The sequence below is a fragment of the Clostridium sp. TF06-15AC genome, assembly GCF_003481165.1.
GTDB classification, from domain to species: Bacteria; Bacillota; Clostridia; order Lachnospirales; family Lachnospiraceae; genus Otoolea; species Otoolea fessa.
Genome location: NZ_QUKS01000001.1, coordinates 902,783 through 919,601, shown reverse-complemented (window position 1 = coordinate 919,601; position 16,819 = coordinate 902,783). Strand labels below are relative to the sequence as shown.

12 protein-coding genes are annotated in these 16,819 nt (G+C 47.9%); 9 read left to right on the top strand and 3 right to left on the bottom strand.

From position 1 onward, the window contains the following. Positions 1–388: 388 nt before the first annotated feature. Positions 389–1,738, bottom strand: coding sequence for an MATE family efflux transporter (locus DXC57_RS04085; protein ID WP_118651266.1), 1,350 nt, complete (start codon positions 1,736–1,738; stop codon positions 389–391). Positions 1,739–2,008: 270 nt separating this feature from the next. On the opposite strand from DXC57_RS04085, the gene DXC57_RS04080 reads away from it, so the two are divergent. Beyond that, positions 2,009–3,370: a L,D-transpeptidase family protein gene (locus tag DXC57_RS04080; protein WP_243022807.1), complete on the top strand. Its 1,362-nt coding sequence runs from the start codon at positions 2,009–2,011 to the stop codon at positions 3,368–3,370. Between the two features lie 443 nt (positions 3,371–3,813). On the opposite strand, the gene DXC57_RS04075 is transcribed toward DXC57_RS04080, so the two are convergent. Then, positions 3,814–4,437 (bottom strand): hypothetical protein, encoded by a 624-nt coding sequence (locus tag DXC57_RS04075; RefSeq protein ID WP_118651264.1) that lies wholly within the window; start codon positions 4,435–4,437, stop codon positions 3,814–3,816. 536 nt (positions 4,438–4,973) lie between these two features. Here DXC57_RS04075 and pruA point away from each other — a divergent pair. From pruA to DXC57_RS04035, 8 genes are all read left to right on the top strand, one after another. Beyond that, positions 4,974–6,599 carry an L-glutamate gamma-semialdehyde dehydrogenase gene (gene pruA / locus DXC57_RS04070; protein ID WP_118651262.1) on the top strand — a complete coding sequence of 542 codons (1,626 nt, stop codon included), beginning with the start codon at positions 4,974–4,976 and terminating at the stop codon, positions 6,597–6,599. A 587-nt stretch (positions 6,600–7,186) separates the two neighbouring features. Beyond that, the gene (locus tag DXC57_RS15860) at positions 7,187–8,575 is read left to right on the top strand and encodes a dihydrofolate reductase (protein ID WP_329997078.1); all 1,389 of its coding nucleotides are present in this window, start codon (positions 7,187–7,189) and stop codon (positions 8,573–8,575) included. Positions 8,576–8,666: 91 nt separating this feature from the next. Beyond that, the gene (locus tag DXC57_RS04060; RefSeq protein WP_118651260.1) at positions 8,667–9,557 is read left to right on the top strand and encodes a sulfide/dihydroorotate dehydrogenase-like FAD/NAD-binding protein; all 891 of its coding nucleotides are present in this window, start codon (positions 8,667–8,669) and stop codon (positions 9,555–9,557) included. Next, positions 9,557–10,954, top strand: coding sequence for an NADPH-dependent glutamate synthase (gene gltA, locus DXC57_RS04055; RefSeq protein WP_118651258.1), 1,398 nt, complete (start codon positions 9,557–9,559; stop codon positions 10,952–10,954). The genes DXC57_RS04060 and gltA overlap by 1 nt, the downstream gene beginning before the upstream one ends. A 20-nt stretch (positions 10,955–10,974) precedes the next feature. After that, positions 10,975–12,321, top strand: coding sequence for an MATE family efflux transporter (locus tag DXC57_RS04050; RefSeq protein WP_337376874.1), 1,347 nt, complete (start codon positions 10,975–10,977; stop codon positions 12,319–12,321). Positions 12,322–12,435: 114 nt separating this feature from the next. Beyond that, a complete protein-coding gene (locus DXC57_RS04045) occupies positions 12,436–13,128 on the top strand; it encodes a hypothetical protein (RefSeq protein WP_022359683.1) in 693 nt (230 codons plus the stop codon). Positions 13,129–13,161: 33 nt separating this feature from the next. Continuing rightward, positions 13,162–14,172 (top strand): GGGtGRT protein, encoded by a 1,011-nt coding sequence (locus tag DXC57_RS04040; RefSeq protein WP_022359682.1) that lies wholly within the window; start codon positions 13,162–13,164, stop codon positions 14,170–14,172. A 320-nt stretch (positions 14,173–14,492) separates the two neighbouring features. After that, the gene (locus tag DXC57_RS04035; RefSeq protein WP_022359681.1) at positions 14,493–14,816 is read left to right on the top strand and encodes a DUF3870 domain-containing protein; all 324 of its coding nucleotides are present in this window, start codon (positions 14,493–14,495) and stop codon (positions 14,814–14,816) included. Between the two features lie 292 nt (positions 14,817–15,108). Here DXC57_RS04035 and DXC57_RS04030 read toward each other — a convergent pair whose 3' ends face one another. Next, on the bottom strand, positions 15,109–16,515 hold the full coding sequence (locus DXC57_RS04030; RefSeq protein ID WP_118491852.1) for an amidophosphoribosyltransferase: 1,407 nt from the start codon (positions 16,513–16,515) through the stop codon (positions 15,109–15,111). Positions 16,516–16,819 lie beyond the last annotated feature (304 nt).

The following is a 16,819-nucleotide window of genomic DNA, read 5'->3' as shown; positions in this document are numbered from 1 at the left end:
AGTGTTCCTGTGTTATAATATAATCAGCCGAAAGCAAAAGGAAAGGCTTGAGAATATCGGGAGTTGAACTTGATACAGAAAGAAAAATCTCCTGATTTCCCCCAAAAAACGTAGATTTTGTTCGGAACTGCGTAGATACGAAACAGTTCCGCTCATAATAACAGAACCGTGGGACACACGGGGATAGCTCGCCTATGCTTTGCCCAATAGGGCAATCGAACGAGAAGCCCCCACTTCCAGCGTTAGCTAAGTGGAGGGAGTATGTCACGCAGACCAAGATAACAATAAAAATCTTGTTTACTTAGAAGAGGGCATGCCAGATGTGGCGGTCCTTTTGGCGCTTTTGGTAACATGAAAATTTTAAACATTTTTAAGGACGTCCTGAAAGTTATACTTCCGGCTCAGCTGCCCCATGCCGGTAAATATAAATAAAGTAAATAAGCTCCGGAATACCGGTAATTCCCCATGAAAAGGCGTACAGCAGGTACAGCGACTGGATTGTGTGGAAGTATGCAAAAATGGTAAAAATCCACGCAAGGCGGAATACTACCGAACTCAATATAACCAGGATGGTCGGAATAACGGTCCGCCCCAGTCCGCGGGATGCCGCCAGGGTGCAGTCCATCAGCGGGCTAAGCCCATAGGAGAGCGCCATGATGGCGAGACGGGTGGTTCCGGCGGTCACAACTTCTGCATCGTTAGTAAAGAGTGACAGGAATGGGACGCGCAGGAGATAGAGCGAAATCCCCAGAATCAGTCCTACGCAGGTGGCATAGAGCAGGCAGAGTTCATAGCTTTTGCGGCACCGCTCCCGTTTTCCGGCACCACGATTCTGTGCGATAAAGCTGGTGCAGCCTGTGTAGATGGCAGCCATCATATTGTAGACCAGAGGATCTGTGTTGGCAGCGGCTGAGTTGCCCTCGACGATGACATGGTCGAACGAGTTGACACTGGTCTGTACAAAGATGTTTGCGATGGCAAAAAGGATATTCTGAATGGCGGACGGAATGCTGATTCGAAGGATTCTGCCTACCTTGTCCGGTGATATCTGAAGTTCACTCGGGTGAAGTGCATAATTTTCCCGGCTTCGAAGCAGGAGCGCGATGACAAGAGCCGCCGAAATATATTCTGCGATAATGCTGGCCAATGCCACACCTGCGACATCTAGTTTGCAGATAATGACGAAAAATAAATTCAAAATGACATTGATAACACCGGCAAAAGAGAGATAATAGAGCGGGCGCTTTGTATCGCCGGAGGCGCTCAGAACCGCATTTCCGAAGTTAAAGAGTGCCAGCGCTGGCATACCAAAAACATAGATCCGCAGGTATCGGACAGCACCGTCGATCAGCTCCGGCTTCGTATTCATCATCGTGAGAATATGTCTGGCGAACGTGAAACCAAACAGGAGAATCAGAAGCCCGGAGCTGAGGCATAAAATACAGGCGGTATGTACCGTTTCCCGTACATTCCGGTCATTTTTGGCACCGATATAGAGGGCGGTCAGCGCATTGACGCCGCTTGCCATGCCGATGAGGATGCCTGTAAACATCGTGACCAGGATGCTGGTTGAGCCGACGGAACCCAGCGCCAGTGAACCGGCAAATTTCCCGACCGCTGCGACATCCGACATATTAAAGACAACCTGAAGCAGGTTGGTAAACATGAGCGGAACACTAAACAATAAAATTTTCTTCCATAAAGCCCCCGTACAGAGATCCATTTCATAGCGTTTCATAAATAAAAGTCTCCCTTCATTTGCAACGAATACCATCATACTGCAAAATGGAAAAACTGCAATCATGAATATGGAAAAAATGAAAGAAAAAGGAAAGAAAAAAAGGAACCGTTAAGAAATTCTTACGAATTGGATCTTTTGACGATCTTTTTTAGAATCGGTCTGGACTTTTTTTCCGACTCTGCTATAATAAGGATTCAGAATCCATATATACAGGCCGCAGCTAGATGGCGCGGCAGAGAGGTTTGTGAAAAAATGAAAAATAAAAGTATGAGTATACTTAAAATGACTGGTGCAGCAGCTGCACTGGTGCTGATGTTTGCACAGCCAGTACTGGCAGATGGCAGTTTTGCAAATGGAACAAGTGTAAATGGCGTCGCAGTCGGCGGAATGAGCAACGAGGAAGCAAAGGCAAAGCTGGAGCAGAATTACGGCTCTTATAAATTAACGATCAAAGAACGCGGAGGCAAGACAGAAGAGATCACCGCAGCGGAGATCGGCTATAAAGTAGTGATTACAAATGAGCTGCAGGCAGCGATTGACCAGCAGGCAGCAGGGGCAGCTGGAGCAGGAGCGCTGACGATCGCGATGCCGCTTTCCTGCGATCAGACGATGCTTGCAAATCGCATTGCTTCCTTAAATTGTATGTCAGATAGTGCAGCACCGACGGTAGATGCCCATATATCCGCCTGGGAAGAAGGAAAAGATTTCACGATTGTTCCGGAAGTAAAGGGAGAATCTGTGGATAAGGCAAAGGTACAGACGGCGATCAATGCAGCGATCGCCTCCGGCATGACAGAGATTGATCTGGAAGCCTTGGGATGTTACACACCGATCCAGGTGACTTCCGGCGATGCATCCTTAAAAGCACTCTGCGCCCAGATGAACCAGGCTAAAAATGCGACTATCACCTTCCATATCGGTGATGCAACCGAGACACTGTCCGGTACTGAATATGTCAGCTGGTATACAGGCGGCGAGAATGGTGTCATTACTGTAGACCGCGATAAGGCAGCTGCTTACATCAAGGCGCTGGCAGCGAAATACGACACAGCTGGAACTACCCGTACCTTCCATACCACTTCCGGAAAAGAGGTTGCCTTGACAGGCCCTTATGGATGGAAGATTGACCAGACCGCAGAGACAGACAACCTGGTTCTGATGGCGCAGACAGGCATCAATCAGGAACGTGAAGTCCAGTTCTCCCAGCAGGCAGCCAGCCATTCAGGCGCAGACTGGGGCAATACCTACGCAGAAGTTGATTTCGGCGCCCAGCATGTATATATGTATGAAAACGGCGCCCTGACCTGGGATGCTCCGTGCGTAACCGGAAACGTATCCAAAAACTACACAACCCCGGAAGGTATTTACAGCCTGACATACAAGCAGGCCGACCGCGTTCTGCGCGGCGCCAAACGGGCAGACGGCACATATGAATATGAAAGTCACGTAGACTATTGGATGCCATTCAACGGCGGCATCGGTTTCCATGACGCAAGCTGGAGAAGTAAATTCGGCGGAACCATCTACCAGTATTCCGGTAGCCACGGCTGCATCAATCTGCCGGTTGATAAAGCAAAACTTCTCTACGAGAAAGTATACAAGGGAATGCCAGTTCTCTGTCACAACTAAACGTCTATTCTAATTGCTCATTCAGCAATTAGAAGAAGGACTAGCAGTGACGGCATTACTTTATTAGATAATAAGATAAGACCGTAGATGTCAGCTAAAATCATAAACACAATACTGTCATTAAAAAAGATCCTACGCCGTCATCCAGCCGCATTCATGCGCTGGATGACACCAGGATCTTAAATTTTACCAAGTTATCATCCAATAAACAGGAGAAAAAGCCGCCCGGGCAAAAATGGAATTTTCGAGACTGTGGATTTACTTGGCAGATTCGGATTTGATGTTGAAAGAAACCGCAACAAACTTGCTTTGTGAGGATTTCTTTCTGTTTTTAATCAAACCGAAGATGCCTAGAAAATCCCAGTCCTCGAAACCTGATCATTTTTGCCCGGGCGGCTTTTTCTCCGTCCCATCCACGACAATCAAATTATTTAGCTATCTATTTATTTCCCTTCCCCAATAATCAATTCTTCCCCATACGGCAAGGTCTTGATCCAGTCACAGAATGTATGCCACTCCGCCAGCTTATGATCCTTTCTGGCATAATAAATATTAATCAGTGTCTCATAATTAAACGAACAAGTCCGCATCTGATTATAACTGCTCGGCAGTAGCTGGATCATATCATACCAGTCATCCTTATTCTTTGTCTCCAGATAACGCAGGCGGATTTTCTCCAGCTTGGCGATAACTGTTTCCATAAATGCGCGTGTTCCGGCTGTCATGTGGTCGCAGCTGAAATCGTCCATCGAAAACGGTTTGCTGGCGATTTTGTGCATCGTGCTGGTTGAATTGGCGACGGTCGCTACTTTATAAGTATCATATTCTTTCCACCAGTAGAGAGGTGCGGTCACATCGACTGAGACAAATACCTGGCGCAGAAACTTGCGGTGGTCGCTGCCTGCTTTGCGGAGACGTTTCGCAAGGTCGAGATCGTTCGGTCCCAGTTTATATTCGCCATTCTCATCATAAAAGCTGTCCATCCGTCCCCAGCTGTTCATCGGATTGCGGGCACCGCGCATGGCATTTTCCAGATTCATGACGCTGGTACGTTCTAATTTAAGCATAATCAAACTCCTTTTTCATATAAGTGAATTATTTTCAGGATAAACTCTCTTTTGTGAGTTGTTTCAGGCGGGATCAGTATACCACAAAAACCATGTTCCGTAAACAAAGCATAAAAAAACATACAGAATTACAAGAATCGATAGTTACTGTTCCCGGGTGGGCACTTTTGGAAGCAATGCCGTAAGAAAACGTGGTGGCAGCAGGAATTTACCGTATTTAAATGCGAAGCCACGGCAAATTCCGTTACTGGGCACGTATGCGTGAACAGTAAGATCGATAAAAATTACAATCCAAAACAGAATACAGGAAAAAGCAAAGAGATTATGCGATATGCACAGAAAAACATAATGAAAACATGTATTTTTAAATATGAAATAGTATTGACATAAAATGAAAAACATGCTAATATTTAGCCATAGAAATTCACTGATATGAAAATCAAAAAGAAAAAATTAGATTTTACGAAAATGAAGTGAGAAAAAATTTCATATCATAATCACGAATGAGACAAAATGTCAAAAAGGAGAGATGAGCAATGAGCAATGGATATTTCAAAGTAGAGATGCCGAAAAATGAGCCGATAAAAGCATATCTTCCGGGAAGCCCAGAGAGAGCCAGCTTAAAGAAAGAGCTGGAGCGCCAGTCCGCACAGGTTGTTCAGGTTCCGATGATCATCGGTGGTAAGGAAGTTTGGACAGAGAGAAAGACCAAAGCAGTTATGCCGCATGACCATGCTCATGTAATCGCAGAAGCAGCTTCCGGCGGTGAGAAAGAGTTAAAGGATGCAATTGCAGCAGCTCTGGCAGCTAGAAAAGCATGGACCGAGATGCCGATGGAACACCGCGTATCTATCTTCTTAAAAGCAGCTGATTTAATCGCTGGTCCGATGAGAGATAAAGTAAATGCAGCTACCATGTTAGGACAGAGCAAAACTGTATATCAGGCTGAGATTGATACCTGCGAGCTGATCGATTTCCTTCGTTTCAATGTATATTACTTACAGCAGATTTATGACAGACAGCCGAACAACACGCCGAATGTTTGGAACCGCATCGAGTACCGTCCACTGGAAGGTTTCGTAACCGCGATTTCTCCATTCAACTTCACATCCATCGGTGCTAACCTTCCGACCGCTCCGGCGATTGCAGGTAACGTAGTTCTCTGGAAACCGGCTACCACAGCAGTTCTTTCCAATTACTATGTAATGCAGGCCCTGATGGCAGCAGGACTTCCGGCAGGCGTTATCAACTTCGTACCGAGCCGTGGTTCTGACATGAGCAAGTACGTATTAAGCGATCCGAACCTGGCAGGATTCCATTTCACAGGTTCTACCGAAGTGTTCAGCGGTGTTTACTCCTTAGTAGGCGAGAACATCAAGAAATACAAAACATATCCGCGTCTGGTTGGCGAGACTGGTGGAAAGGACTTCATCTTTGCTCACAATTCCGCAGACGTACCGGGTCTGGTAGCAGCTCTGACAAGAGCATCCTACGAGTATCAGGGACAGAAGTGCTCCGCAGCTTCCCGTGCATTTGTTCCGGCAAGCATCTGGCCGCAGGTTAAAGAGGGTATGCTGGCAGAGATTGAGAAGATTAAAATTGGCGATATAACTGATTTCACAAACCTGATGGGCGCTGTTATCGATGCATCCGCATTCAAGACCAACAAAGAGTATATCGACTATGCAAAAGCATCCGGGGATGCAGAAGTTATCTGCGGCGGATACGATGATTCCAAGGGATATTTTGTATATCCGACCCTGATTGAGGCTAAGAAGCCAGACTTCAAGACTATGGTAGAGGAAATCTTTGGACCGGTTATGACCGTATATGTATATCCGGATGACAAACTTGATGAGACTCTGGCAAGCTGCGATACCGCAACTTCCTATGGTCTGTCCGGAGCAATCTTTGCAGATGACCGCGAAGCTATCGTTAAGATGGAAGATGCACTCAAAGGAACAGCCGGAAACTTCTACATCAACGACAAGCCAACTGGTGCAGTTATTGGTCAGCAGCCGTTCGGTGGTGCAAGAGCATCAGGAACCAACGACAAAGCCGGAAGCGAGATCAACATGTATCGCTGGTTAAGCCCGAGAACCATCAAAGAACTTAGAGTACCGTGCCTGGATGTAACTTATCCATACATGGTTGAGGCATAAGCAGTGCAAAGCAGGGCAGTAAGACAGGAACGTTGTGCTTGCACATAAGGAACTGTCTTGCTGGACTGATTTATAGGGCGCAGCCTGTCCCCATAAATTCCCTAAATTAAAACCAACCACCCTGAGGATCGGTGCTGCTCCGGAATCTGTGTAACGAAACACACGATTTCATATCGGTGCCGATCCTTTTTATAATTTAGAAAATCTGTCCGAGTATCCCAGCCACACCCGCTCAGATATTGTTCCGTTTGTTTGGAATGAAATTGCGGCATTTTGTTATTAAAAATCCCATTATGTTACTGCTCACACATGTGTGCCCAGCAACGGGATTTTGCCGATGCTACGCATTCCAAATCGGCAAAATCTGCTGCGAGAACTGTATCGTACGGAATTTTCAGTTCAGAAAATTCCTATTTGTGAACAGTTACCCTATTATTCCTTACATTCATCTGATTTGAACCAGTCCTTGTATTTCTCATAAAGATCCAGTAAAATAAAATCAAATACGAAATAGGAATTTGAGGATTTGTTTTTGTTCAAATTTTCTCAGTTCGATTTTAAATTCAAACAAAAAGGATGAGAAAGCAATGACGGTGATCGATGTATCTGGCTGCGGAAGCGGTGCGGTGTTTTTGATAAAGGGAAAAGCCAATCTCCTGTTCGAGGCGGGGATGGCGTATGCTGCCGATCAGATGGTGGAAAATATAAAAAGAGAACTGGGCGATGCAGAGTTAGACGCGGTTCTTTTATCCCATTCCCATTATGATCATGTAGCGGGGCTTCCGGCGGTGCGGAAAGCATGGCCAGGGGTGAAAACATATGCTTCCGAGCGCGCAAAAGAAATTTTAGTGAAACCGGGCGCTTTGAAGACGATCCGGCGTCTAAGCGGCGAGGCGGCAGAAGCGGCGGGGCTTCCATGGGATTCGGAATATGACGATGCAGATTTACAGATTGATGTATCGCTGGAGGACGGCGAGACGATCGAACTGGGCGACCATACGATCTACGCGTTTGCGACGATCGGCCACACGAAATGTTCCATGTCTTACCTGATTGATGATGAGTTGATGCTGTGCAGTGAGACGGTAGGCGTCATGGGGCATGATGGGAGTTATATGCCGTCGTTTCTGGTAGACTATAAGGCGGCAGAAGAATCGATCGAGTATTCATCGGAATTGGATGCAAAAGAGATTATTTTAAACCACTATGGCTTTGTCAGTGAAGCGGATAAGGCGACGATCTGGGATGTCCTGATGCAGAAGCTTCGTGACAGCCGTGATGCCATGATTGATATTATGAACCGGTTCCCGGAAGAAGAGACGGCGCTTCGGGAGATGGAGCGCGTGTTCCATTCTCATGTAGATAAGAAAGAACAGCCAGACGAGGCATTCTATATCAATGCGGCGAGCATGATGAAGACACTCAAAAGACAGTTTCCGGAACGGTTTCCGAGACATTTTCAGCTGATTGCGGCAGTGGATCGGAACTGGGGTATCGGCAATAAAGGGCAGATGCTGACGGTGATCCCGGCGGATCAGAAATTATTCCGGCAGGAAACGATGGGAAAAATCATCGTGATGGGCTATAAAACGTTTCTGACCTTCCCGGCTCAGCGACCGCTGGATGGCAGAATCAACCTGATTTTGACAAAAAAGAAGGCTCTGAGCGTAAAGGGGGCAGAGATCTGCCACAGTGTCGAGGAGGCGCTGGTGCGGATTGACGAGCTGAAACAGGAAAAACATCTGACAGATGTAGATGTCGTCATCATCGGCGGCGAGTCGGTTTACCGGCAGTTCCTTCCGTTCTGCGACACAGCGCAGATCACCTGGATTGATTTTTCCTATGTGGCAGACACACACATGGTTGATCTGGAGAAAGAAGGCTGGGAACTGGTAAGACGAAGCGGCGAGCAGACATTTTTCAATTTGTGCTATGAATTCAGGGAATATCGGAAGCTGGAAAAGGAATCGCTCTAAGGTTGTCAAAAATAGGACAAAGTGGTAAAATAATTGAGAATTCTGAAAAGTCAAACAATAAAATGTTCATATAACAGTAAGGAGGAATAGAATGTACCCGATTTTAAAAGCTGAAAAACTGGCAGATAAGATTTATCTGATGGTTGTAGAAGCACCGCGTGTAGCGCGTGCATGTGAGCCGGGCGAATTTGTCATCGTCAAGATGGGCGAAGAGGGCGAGAGAATCCCGCTGACCATCTGTGATTTTGACCGTCAGGCAGGAACGATCACGATCGTATTCCAGACCGTGGGAGCTTCTACCGAGAAGATGAGCACCCTCAGGGCTGGGGATGCATTCCATGATTTCGTAGGACCGCTTGGAAATCCGTCCGAGTTTATCCATGAGGATGTAGAAGAGCTGAAAAAGAAGAAATACCTCTTCGTAGCCGGCGGCGTCGGTGCGGCTCCGGTTTATCCGCAGGTAAAATGGATGCATGAGCACGGCATTGATGTAGATGTTATCGTAGGTTCTAAGACCAAAGATCTGCTGATCCTGACCGAGGAGATGGAGAAGGCAGCCGGAAACCTTTACATCACAACTGATGATGGCAGCTTTGGCATTAAAGGTATGGTTACAGGTGTCATCGAGGATTTAGTTGAAAAACAGGGACGCAAGTACGATGTCTGTGTTGCAATCGGACCGATGATCATGATGAAATTTGTCTGCCTGCTGACGAAAAAACTGGAGATTCCGACGATTGTCAGCCTGAACCCGATCATGGTAGATGGAACCGGTATGTGTGGTGCCTGTCGTGTCACCGTAGGCGACCAGGTCAAATTTGCCTGCGTAGACGGACCGGAGTTTGATGGACATCTTGTTAATTTTGACGAGGCGATGGAACGTCAGAGAATTTATAAGACTCAGGAAGGCAGAGCGATGCTGCGCTTGAAAGAGGGCGATACTCATCACGGCGGATGCGGACAGTGCGGAGGTGACAAATAATGGAAGCAAAGAGAGATATGATGAAAAAGGTGCCGGTCAGAGAGCAGGATCCGAAGGTACGTGCGACTAATTTTAAAGAGGTATGTCTCGGCTATAATATGGAAGAAGCAGTTGCGGAGTCTGAGAGATGTCTGAACTGTAAAAATGCAAAATGTATCGCTGGATGCCCGGTTTCCATCAATATTCCGGCGTTTATCCAGGAAGTAAAAGCGGGAAATATTGAGGAGGCAGCGAAAGTCATCGCACTTTCTTCGGCACTTCCGGCAGTCTGTGGACGTGTCTGCCCACAGGAATCCCAGTGTGAGGGACAGTGTGTGCGCGGTATCAAAGGCGAGGCGGTTTCCATTGGTAAACTTGAGCGCTTCGTGGCAGACTGGTCCCGTGAGCATGGTTTTGTACCGGCAGCGCCGGAGAAGACAAACGGAAAGAAAGTAGCAGTCATCGGCTCCGGTCCTGCAGGTCTGACCTGTGCAGGCGATCTGGCAAAACTGGGCTATGAAGTAACCATTTTCGAGGCACTTCATGAGCCGGGCGGAGTATTGACCTACGGCATTCCGGAGTTCCGTCTTCCGAAGAGCGGCGTTGTACAGCCGGAGATCGAGAATGTCCGCAAGCTGGGCGTTAAGATTGAGACAAACGTAGTTATCGGAAAATCTATCACAATCGACGAGCTGATGGATGAAGAAGGTTTCCAGGCAGTATTCATCGGTTCTGGTGCCGGACTTCCGAAGTTCATGGGTATTCCGGGTGAAAATGCCAACGGCGTATTTTCCGCAAATGAGTACCTGACCAGAAATAACCTGATGAAGGCATTCCGCGATGATTATGACACACCGATCATGGAATCGAAGAAGGTAGTTGTAGTCGGCGGCGGAAACGTAGCGATGGATGCGGCAAGAACGGCTCTGCGTCTCGGTGCAGAAGTTCATATTGTATATAGAAGAAGTGAGAAAGAGCTTCCGGCACGTGTGGAGGAAGTACATCACGCAAAAGAGGAGGGCATCCATTTTGACCTTCTGACCAACCCGGTTGAGATTCTCGAGGATGAGAACGGATGGGTCAAAGGCATCGTATGCCGCCATATGGAGCTTGGCGAGCCGGATGAATCTGGAAGAAGACGTCCGGTTGAGGTGGTCGGTTCTGATTTCACGATCGATGCAGATACCGTTATCATGGCGCTGGGTACTTCCCCGAACCCGCTGATTTCCAATACGACCAAAGGTCTGGAGATCAACCGCTGGAGATGTATCGTGGCGGATGAGAGCAATGGAAAGACAACGAAAGAGGGCGTTTACGCCGGAGGCGACGCAGTGACTGGCGCGGCTACGGTTATTCTCGCGATGGAAGCCGGACGAGCAGGTGCAAGAGGCATCGACGAGTATCTTTCTGCAAAATAATGAAATCTCATCATGTAGATTTGCTGAATGAAGCAATCGCCCCGGCACTGACCCGGCTGGCGCTTCCGATCATGGCGACCTCTCTGGTTCAGATGCTTTACAATCTGACTGATATGGCGTGGATCGGACGCCTCGGGGCAGGCGCCGTCACGGCGGTGGGATCGGCAGGTATGTATACCTGGTTTTCACAGGGATTTGCGATTTTGGCGAGGACGGGCGGTCAGGTAAAGACCGCCCATTGTCTTGGTGCGGGAGAAAATGACAGTGCGGCGCAGTATGCGAGAGGTGCGCTGCAGCTGGGGATTTTGTTTGCCGTGCTGTATGGGCTGGTTTCGCTCTTTGGAGCCAGTCGGTTAATTGGATTTTTTAAATTAAACAGCCCGGAGGTGATTGCACAGGCAGAATGGTATGTGCGGATCGCCTGTGGGCTTGTGATCTTTTCTTATCTAAATGCGATCTTGACCGGACTTTTGACGGCGGCGGGAAACAGCCGGACACCGTTTATCGTCAACGTGGCGGGGCTTGTCTTCAATGTTGTGCTGGATCCGGTGCTGATCTTTGGAATCGGACCATTTCCGGAACTGGGAGTCAGCGGAGCAGCGGCGGCGACGGTCACGGCACAGGCGCTCGTAAGCCTCCTGTTTTTCAAGGCAGTCCTGCGGGAAAAGGTGCTGTTTCCGCATCTGCGTCTCTGGGTGCTGGTTCCGGTGAAGGTTTGGAGGGAGATCGTGCGGATCGGTGTGCCGTCGGCGGTGCAGAACCTGATTTACGCTGGAATTTCGATGATTCTGACCCGCCTTATCACCGGATGGGGTGATCTGGCAGTGGCGGCACAGCGTGTTGGCAGTCAGATTGAATCCGTTTCCTGGATGGTCGGAGATGGCTTTTCGGCGGCAGTCAATGCATTCCTCGGACAGAATTATGGGGCGAAGCGGTATGACCGTGTGCGCCGCGGCTATTTCTGTGCGATCGCGATGACGGCGGCGTGGGGACTCTGCACGACATTTTTGCTGATCGGAATGGCGCGTCCGCTGTTCTCGATCTTTTTGCAGGAAGAAGAGGTCATGGCGATCGGCGTCAATTACCTGCGGATCGTGGGACTGAGCCAGATGTTTATGATGGTGGAACAGACCTCGATCGGTGCGTTTTCCGGTTTGGGGCGGACGCTGTATCCGTCGATCGTTAGCGTGACTTTTACCTCCGCGCGCATCCCAGTGGCGGTGTTGTTGTCCTCTGTGATGGGACTTAGCGGTATCTGGTGGGCGTTAAGTATTTCCAGCATGGTAAAGGGGTGTATTCTGTTCGTCAGTTTTGTCGTGTTTTTGTATGTTTTTTTGGAGAGAAAGAAAGATGAGAAAACCGTCTGAAAAGTTACAAAAAACCTATGGACGAATTGAGAATTTCGTGAGATAATAGGGACAGGATTGATGTGATAAAATTAACAAAGTACAAAATCCAATCATTTCGAAAGGAGTCTTACAATGATTTATTCACAAGAAGTAGAAAATATGTGTCCAGTAGCCCAGGGCGTAAATCACGGCGCTGCTCCGATCCCGGAGGAAGCAAAGTGGGTTAAGTCCAAAGAAGTAAAGGATATTTCCGGTTTAACACACGGTGTTGGCTGGTGTGCGCCGCAGCAGGGTGCTTGTAAGCTGACCCTGAATGTTAAGGAAGGTATCATTCAGGAGGCTCTGGTAGAGACGATCGGATGTTCTGGTATGACCCATTCTGCAGCGATGGCAGCAGAGATTCTTCCGGGAAGAACCGTACTGGAAGCATTAAATACAGACCTTGTCTGTGATGCAATCAACACCGCCATGCGTGAGCTGTTCCTCCAGATCGCATATGGCAGAACGCAGAGTGCGTTTTCTGAAGAGGGGCTTCCGATTGGTGCTGGCCTTGAAGACCTTGGAAAAGGACTCCGCTCTCAGGTAGGTACGATGTACGGAACTCTGAAAAAAGGTCCGCGTTACCTTGAGATGGCAGAAGGCTATGTAACAGGAATTGCACTGGATGAAGAAGATCAGATCATTGGTTACCAGTTTGTAAACTTAGGTAAGATGACCGACTTCATCAAGAAGGGCGACGATCCGACCACTGCATATGAGAAGGCAAAAGGTCAGTACGGCCGTGTAGACGATGCAGTTAAGATTATCGATCCGAGACAGGAATAATCACAGGGTACATAGTTAAGGAGGAACATCACAATGGCATTATTTGAATCATACGAGAGACGAATTGACAAGATCAATTCCGTATTAAATAGCTATGGCATTGCTTCGATCGAAGAAGCTGAGAAGATCACGAAGGATGCCGGACTGGATGTATACGATCAGGTAAAGAAGATCCAGCCAATCTGTTTTGAAAATGCGTGCTGGGCTTACACGGTAGGCGCGGCAATCGCAATCAAGAAAGGCTGCCGCAGAGCTGCCGATGCGGCGGCAGCGATCGGCGAGGGACTGCAGGCATTCTGTATTCCGGGTTCCGTAGCAGATCAGCGTAAAGTAGGTCTGGGACATGGAAACTTAGGTAAGATGCTTCTGGAAGAAGAGACCGACTGCTTCTGCTTCCTGGCAGGTCATGAGTCCTTTGCAGCCGCAGAGGGTGCGATCGGTATCGCAGAGAAAGCAAACAAAGTTCGTAAAAAACCGCTTCGCGTTATCTTAAACGGTCTTGGCAAAGATGCGGCTCAGATCATTTCCCGTATCAACGGCTTTACATATGTAGAGACAGAGATGGATTATTACACAGGCGAAGTAAAAGAACTGTGGAGAAAATCTTACTCCAAGGGACTTCGTGCGAAAGTAAACTGTTATGGTGCGAATGACGTTACCGAGGGTGTAGCGATCATGTGGAAAGAGGGCGTAGACGTTTCCATCACCGGTAACTCCACCAACCCGACCCGTTTCCAGCATCCGGTAGCAGGTACATATAAGAAGGAATGCGTAGAGAAAGGCAAGAAATACTTTTCCGTAGCATCCGGCGGCGGTACAGGACGTACCCTTCACCCGGATAACATGGCAGCAGGTCCGGCTTCTTACGGTATGACTGATACCATGGGACGTATGCACTCCGATGCACAGTTCGCAGGTTCTTCCTCTGTACCGGCTCATGTAGAGATGATGGGTCTGATCGGTATGGGTAATAACCCGATGGTCGGCGCTACTGTGGCGGTTGCGGTAGGCATTGAGGAAGCAGCGAAGGCTGGGAAATTCTAAAAATTATTGATTTTTCAAGGGTTTTAAGGGTGGTTAGATGTGGTGAAAAGCAGTAAAAAGTACATCATTTGTTAATTACTTGTTAACTATTTGTTAACCATACTTGTTAACCTAAGAAGAGTGAGAAAAGGGATCGATTTCGATCCCTTTTCTCGTGAGAGCGTTTGGTTCCTTTTACGATGTATTGTAATCCTACATATTTTATATGGTTTCGAGGAAGCGTAGCTTGTACCTTTCCTAAGAACATGGTATCATAAAACCAGTATATGGATGAAACTGCTTTTATCAGGGCAGTTTCGAAGAAAAGGGGAAACGATATAATGTATAAGGATGATACGATTCTGGTTGTAGGTCAGGCGAAACCGAGCAAGGAGGACGCGATTTACAGCCTGCACGGCGAGTTTTATGTGAGTTTTGTAGTAGAACGGGCGACGGGAAAGATTCTTGATCTGGAGTGCAATACGATTTTGTCGGTGACGCGCAATTTTGTTGTGTCGATGCTGCTTGGAAAGAGCTTGAAAACAGATTTGGACGAGATGCAGCAGAGCATCCGGGAAAGGTATTTTGCACTGACTCAGAAGCCGCTCATTGCCTGTCTGAAGGACGCACATAACCGTTATATGATGGTGACAGGGCAGAAGTGATGTGTGGGTATTGGCGGTGTGCTTGTATATACCATAAAGGCACGGTGCTGATAAAACGATGTTACTGTACACGGGTAGGCACTTTTGGAACCGAAAGTGCCGTAAGAAAACGTGGTGGCAGCAGGAATTTGCCGTATTTAAATGCGAAGCCACGGCAAATTCCGTTACTGGGCACGTATGCGTGTACAGTAACAAAACGATTGGCAGAGAATTAACAGAATAAAGATGGCAGCTCATCAGCAGAAATTGATGGGCTGCCATTTTGGTTATCATAGAAACGTATTCTACAACATTATTCTTTTCCGTTCCAGCAATATGTACACAGCTTGCACGGTTCCAGACCAATCGACTCGATTAAATCGTCGAGGCGGTGGAACTGCAGGGAGGTAAAGTTTAAGCGTTTACGGATTTCTTCGACCATTTCCTTATAATTCTGGCTGTCTGGGTTTGCGTAATCATCCAGAAGCTCTGGGGAAACATTGTCGCCCTCACGGTCGCGGATGATGCGGCGTGTGATGAGGTCCAGCTCGGAATTAGAGCGGGAGAAGTTCAGATATTTACATCCAAACAGCAGCGGCGGACAAGCCGGACGGATATGTACTGCTTTGGCACCGCTCTGATACAGGAATTCGGTTGTTTCGCCGAGCTGGGTGCCGCGGACGATGGAATCGTCGATTAAGAGCAGGCTCTTGTCGCGGATCAGGGCGTCTACCGGGATCAGCTTCATACGTGCGATCAGGTTTCTCTGACTCTGATTGGTCGGCATGAAGGAACGCGGCCAGGTCGGGGTATATTTGATGAATGGACGGGCAAATGGAATGCCGGATTCATTGGCGTAGCCGACTGCATGCGCGATGCCGGAATCCGGGATGCCGGCTACCAGATCGGCGTCGGACTGATCGCGTTTGGCAAGCATACGACCGCAGTGGTAGCGCATTTCCTCAACGTTGATTCCCTCGTAGCAGGAGGTCGGATAACCGTAGTAAACCCACAAGAAAGAACAGATTTTCATTTCCTTGCGAGCCGGGCTGAGTACCTCTACGCCGTCGGCGTTCATGCGGACGATCTCGCCCGGTCCCAGTTCTTTGTAGTCCGTGTATCCAAGGTTGATGTATGCAAAGCTTTCAAAGGAAACACAGAACGCACCATCTTTGCGTCCGATGATCGCCGGGGTACGTCCGAGGCGGTCACGGGAGATATAGATGCCCTCCGGGGTCAGCAGGAGAATGGTCATGGAACCCTTGATTTTTTCCTGTGCCAGTTTCAGACCTTCAACAAGGGAATCTGCCTGACTGATGATGGCGCCGACCAGCTCGGTTGCATTGATCTTGCCGCCGCTCATTTCCATGAAATGAATATGCCCTTTCTTAAATGCTTCCTGAATCAGCTCTTTTTCATTATTGATCTTGCCGACTGTGGTGATGGCATAGCTTCCTAAGTGCGACTGAATTAACAGAGGCTGCGGTTCCATATCTGAGATACAGCCGATGCCCATGTTACCCTGCATTTCATCGACATCGTGCTCAAATTTTGTACGGAACGGGGAATTCTCGATATTGTGGATAGAACGGCTGAAACCGTTTTCTCCATAAACCGCCATACCACCGCGTCGTGTTCCCAGATGGGAATGATAGTCCGTACCAAAAAAAAGATCCAGTGTACAGTTTGTTTTTGATGTGACACCAAAAAATCCGCCCATTTGTTACTTCCTTTCAACTCTTTTGTCAATAAACTCCATGTGTTACGTTGCACGCGTTGTGATGCGTAACGACATCATTTTTATCATAGCATATATTAGGTGTATTACACAATATGAAATATTTATTAAAAATACTTATGAATATTCTTTGGAACTATTTACAGGCACATTTGGGATCGAAAGCGTCATAAGAGAACGTGGCGGCAGCAGGAATTTGCCGTATTTAATTGCGAAGCCACGGCAAATTCCGTTACCGGGCACATATGCGTGAACACTAACCTTGTCAGAAAAATGTAAGAAGTAA

Excerpts from the sequence above, each read along its gene's own strand:
- DXC57_RS04085 (WP_118651266.1), bottom strand. The coding sequence starts at position 1,738 with ATGAAACGCTATGAAATGGATCTCTGTACGGGGGCTTTATGGAAGAAA.
- DXC57_RS04080 (WP_243022807.1), top strand. The coding sequence starts at position 2,009 with ATGAGTATACTTAAAATGACTGGTGCAGCAGCTGCACTGGTGCTGATG.
- DXC57_RS04075 (WP_118651264.1), bottom strand. The coding sequence starts at position 4,437 with ATGCTTAAATTAGAACGTACCAGCGTCATGAATCTGGAAAATGCCATG.
- pruA (WP_118651262.1), top strand. The coding sequence starts at position 4,974 with ATGAGCAATGGATATTTCAAAGTAGAGATGCCGAAAAATGAGCCGATA.
- DXC57_RS15860 (WP_329997078.1), top strand. The coding sequence starts at position 7,187 with ATGACGGTGATCGATGTATCTGGCTGCGGAAGCGGTGCGGTGTTTTTG.
- DXC57_RS04060 (WP_118651260.1), top strand. The coding sequence starts at position 8,667 with ATGTACCCGATTTTAAAAGCTGAAAAACTGGCAGATAAGATTTATCTG.
- gltA (WP_118651258.1), top strand. The coding sequence starts at position 9,557 with ATGGAAGCAAAGAGAGATATGATGAAAAAGGTGCCGGTCAGAGAGCAG.
- DXC57_RS04045 (WP_022359683.1), top strand. The coding sequence starts at position 12,436 with ATGATTTATTCACAAGAAGTAGAAAATATGTGTCCAGTAGCCCAGGGC.
- DXC57_RS04040 (WP_022359682.1), top strand. The coding sequence starts at position 13,162 with ATGGCATTATTTGAATCATACGAGAGACGAATTGACAAGATCAATTCC.
- DXC57_RS04035 (WP_022359681.1), top strand. The coding sequence starts at position 14,493 with ATGTATAAGGATGATACGATTCTGGTTGTAGGTCAGGCGAAACCGAGC.
- DXC57_RS04030 (WP_118491852.1), bottom strand. The coding sequence starts at position 16,515 with ATGGGCGGATTTTTTGGTGTCACATCAAAAACAAACTGTACACTGGAT.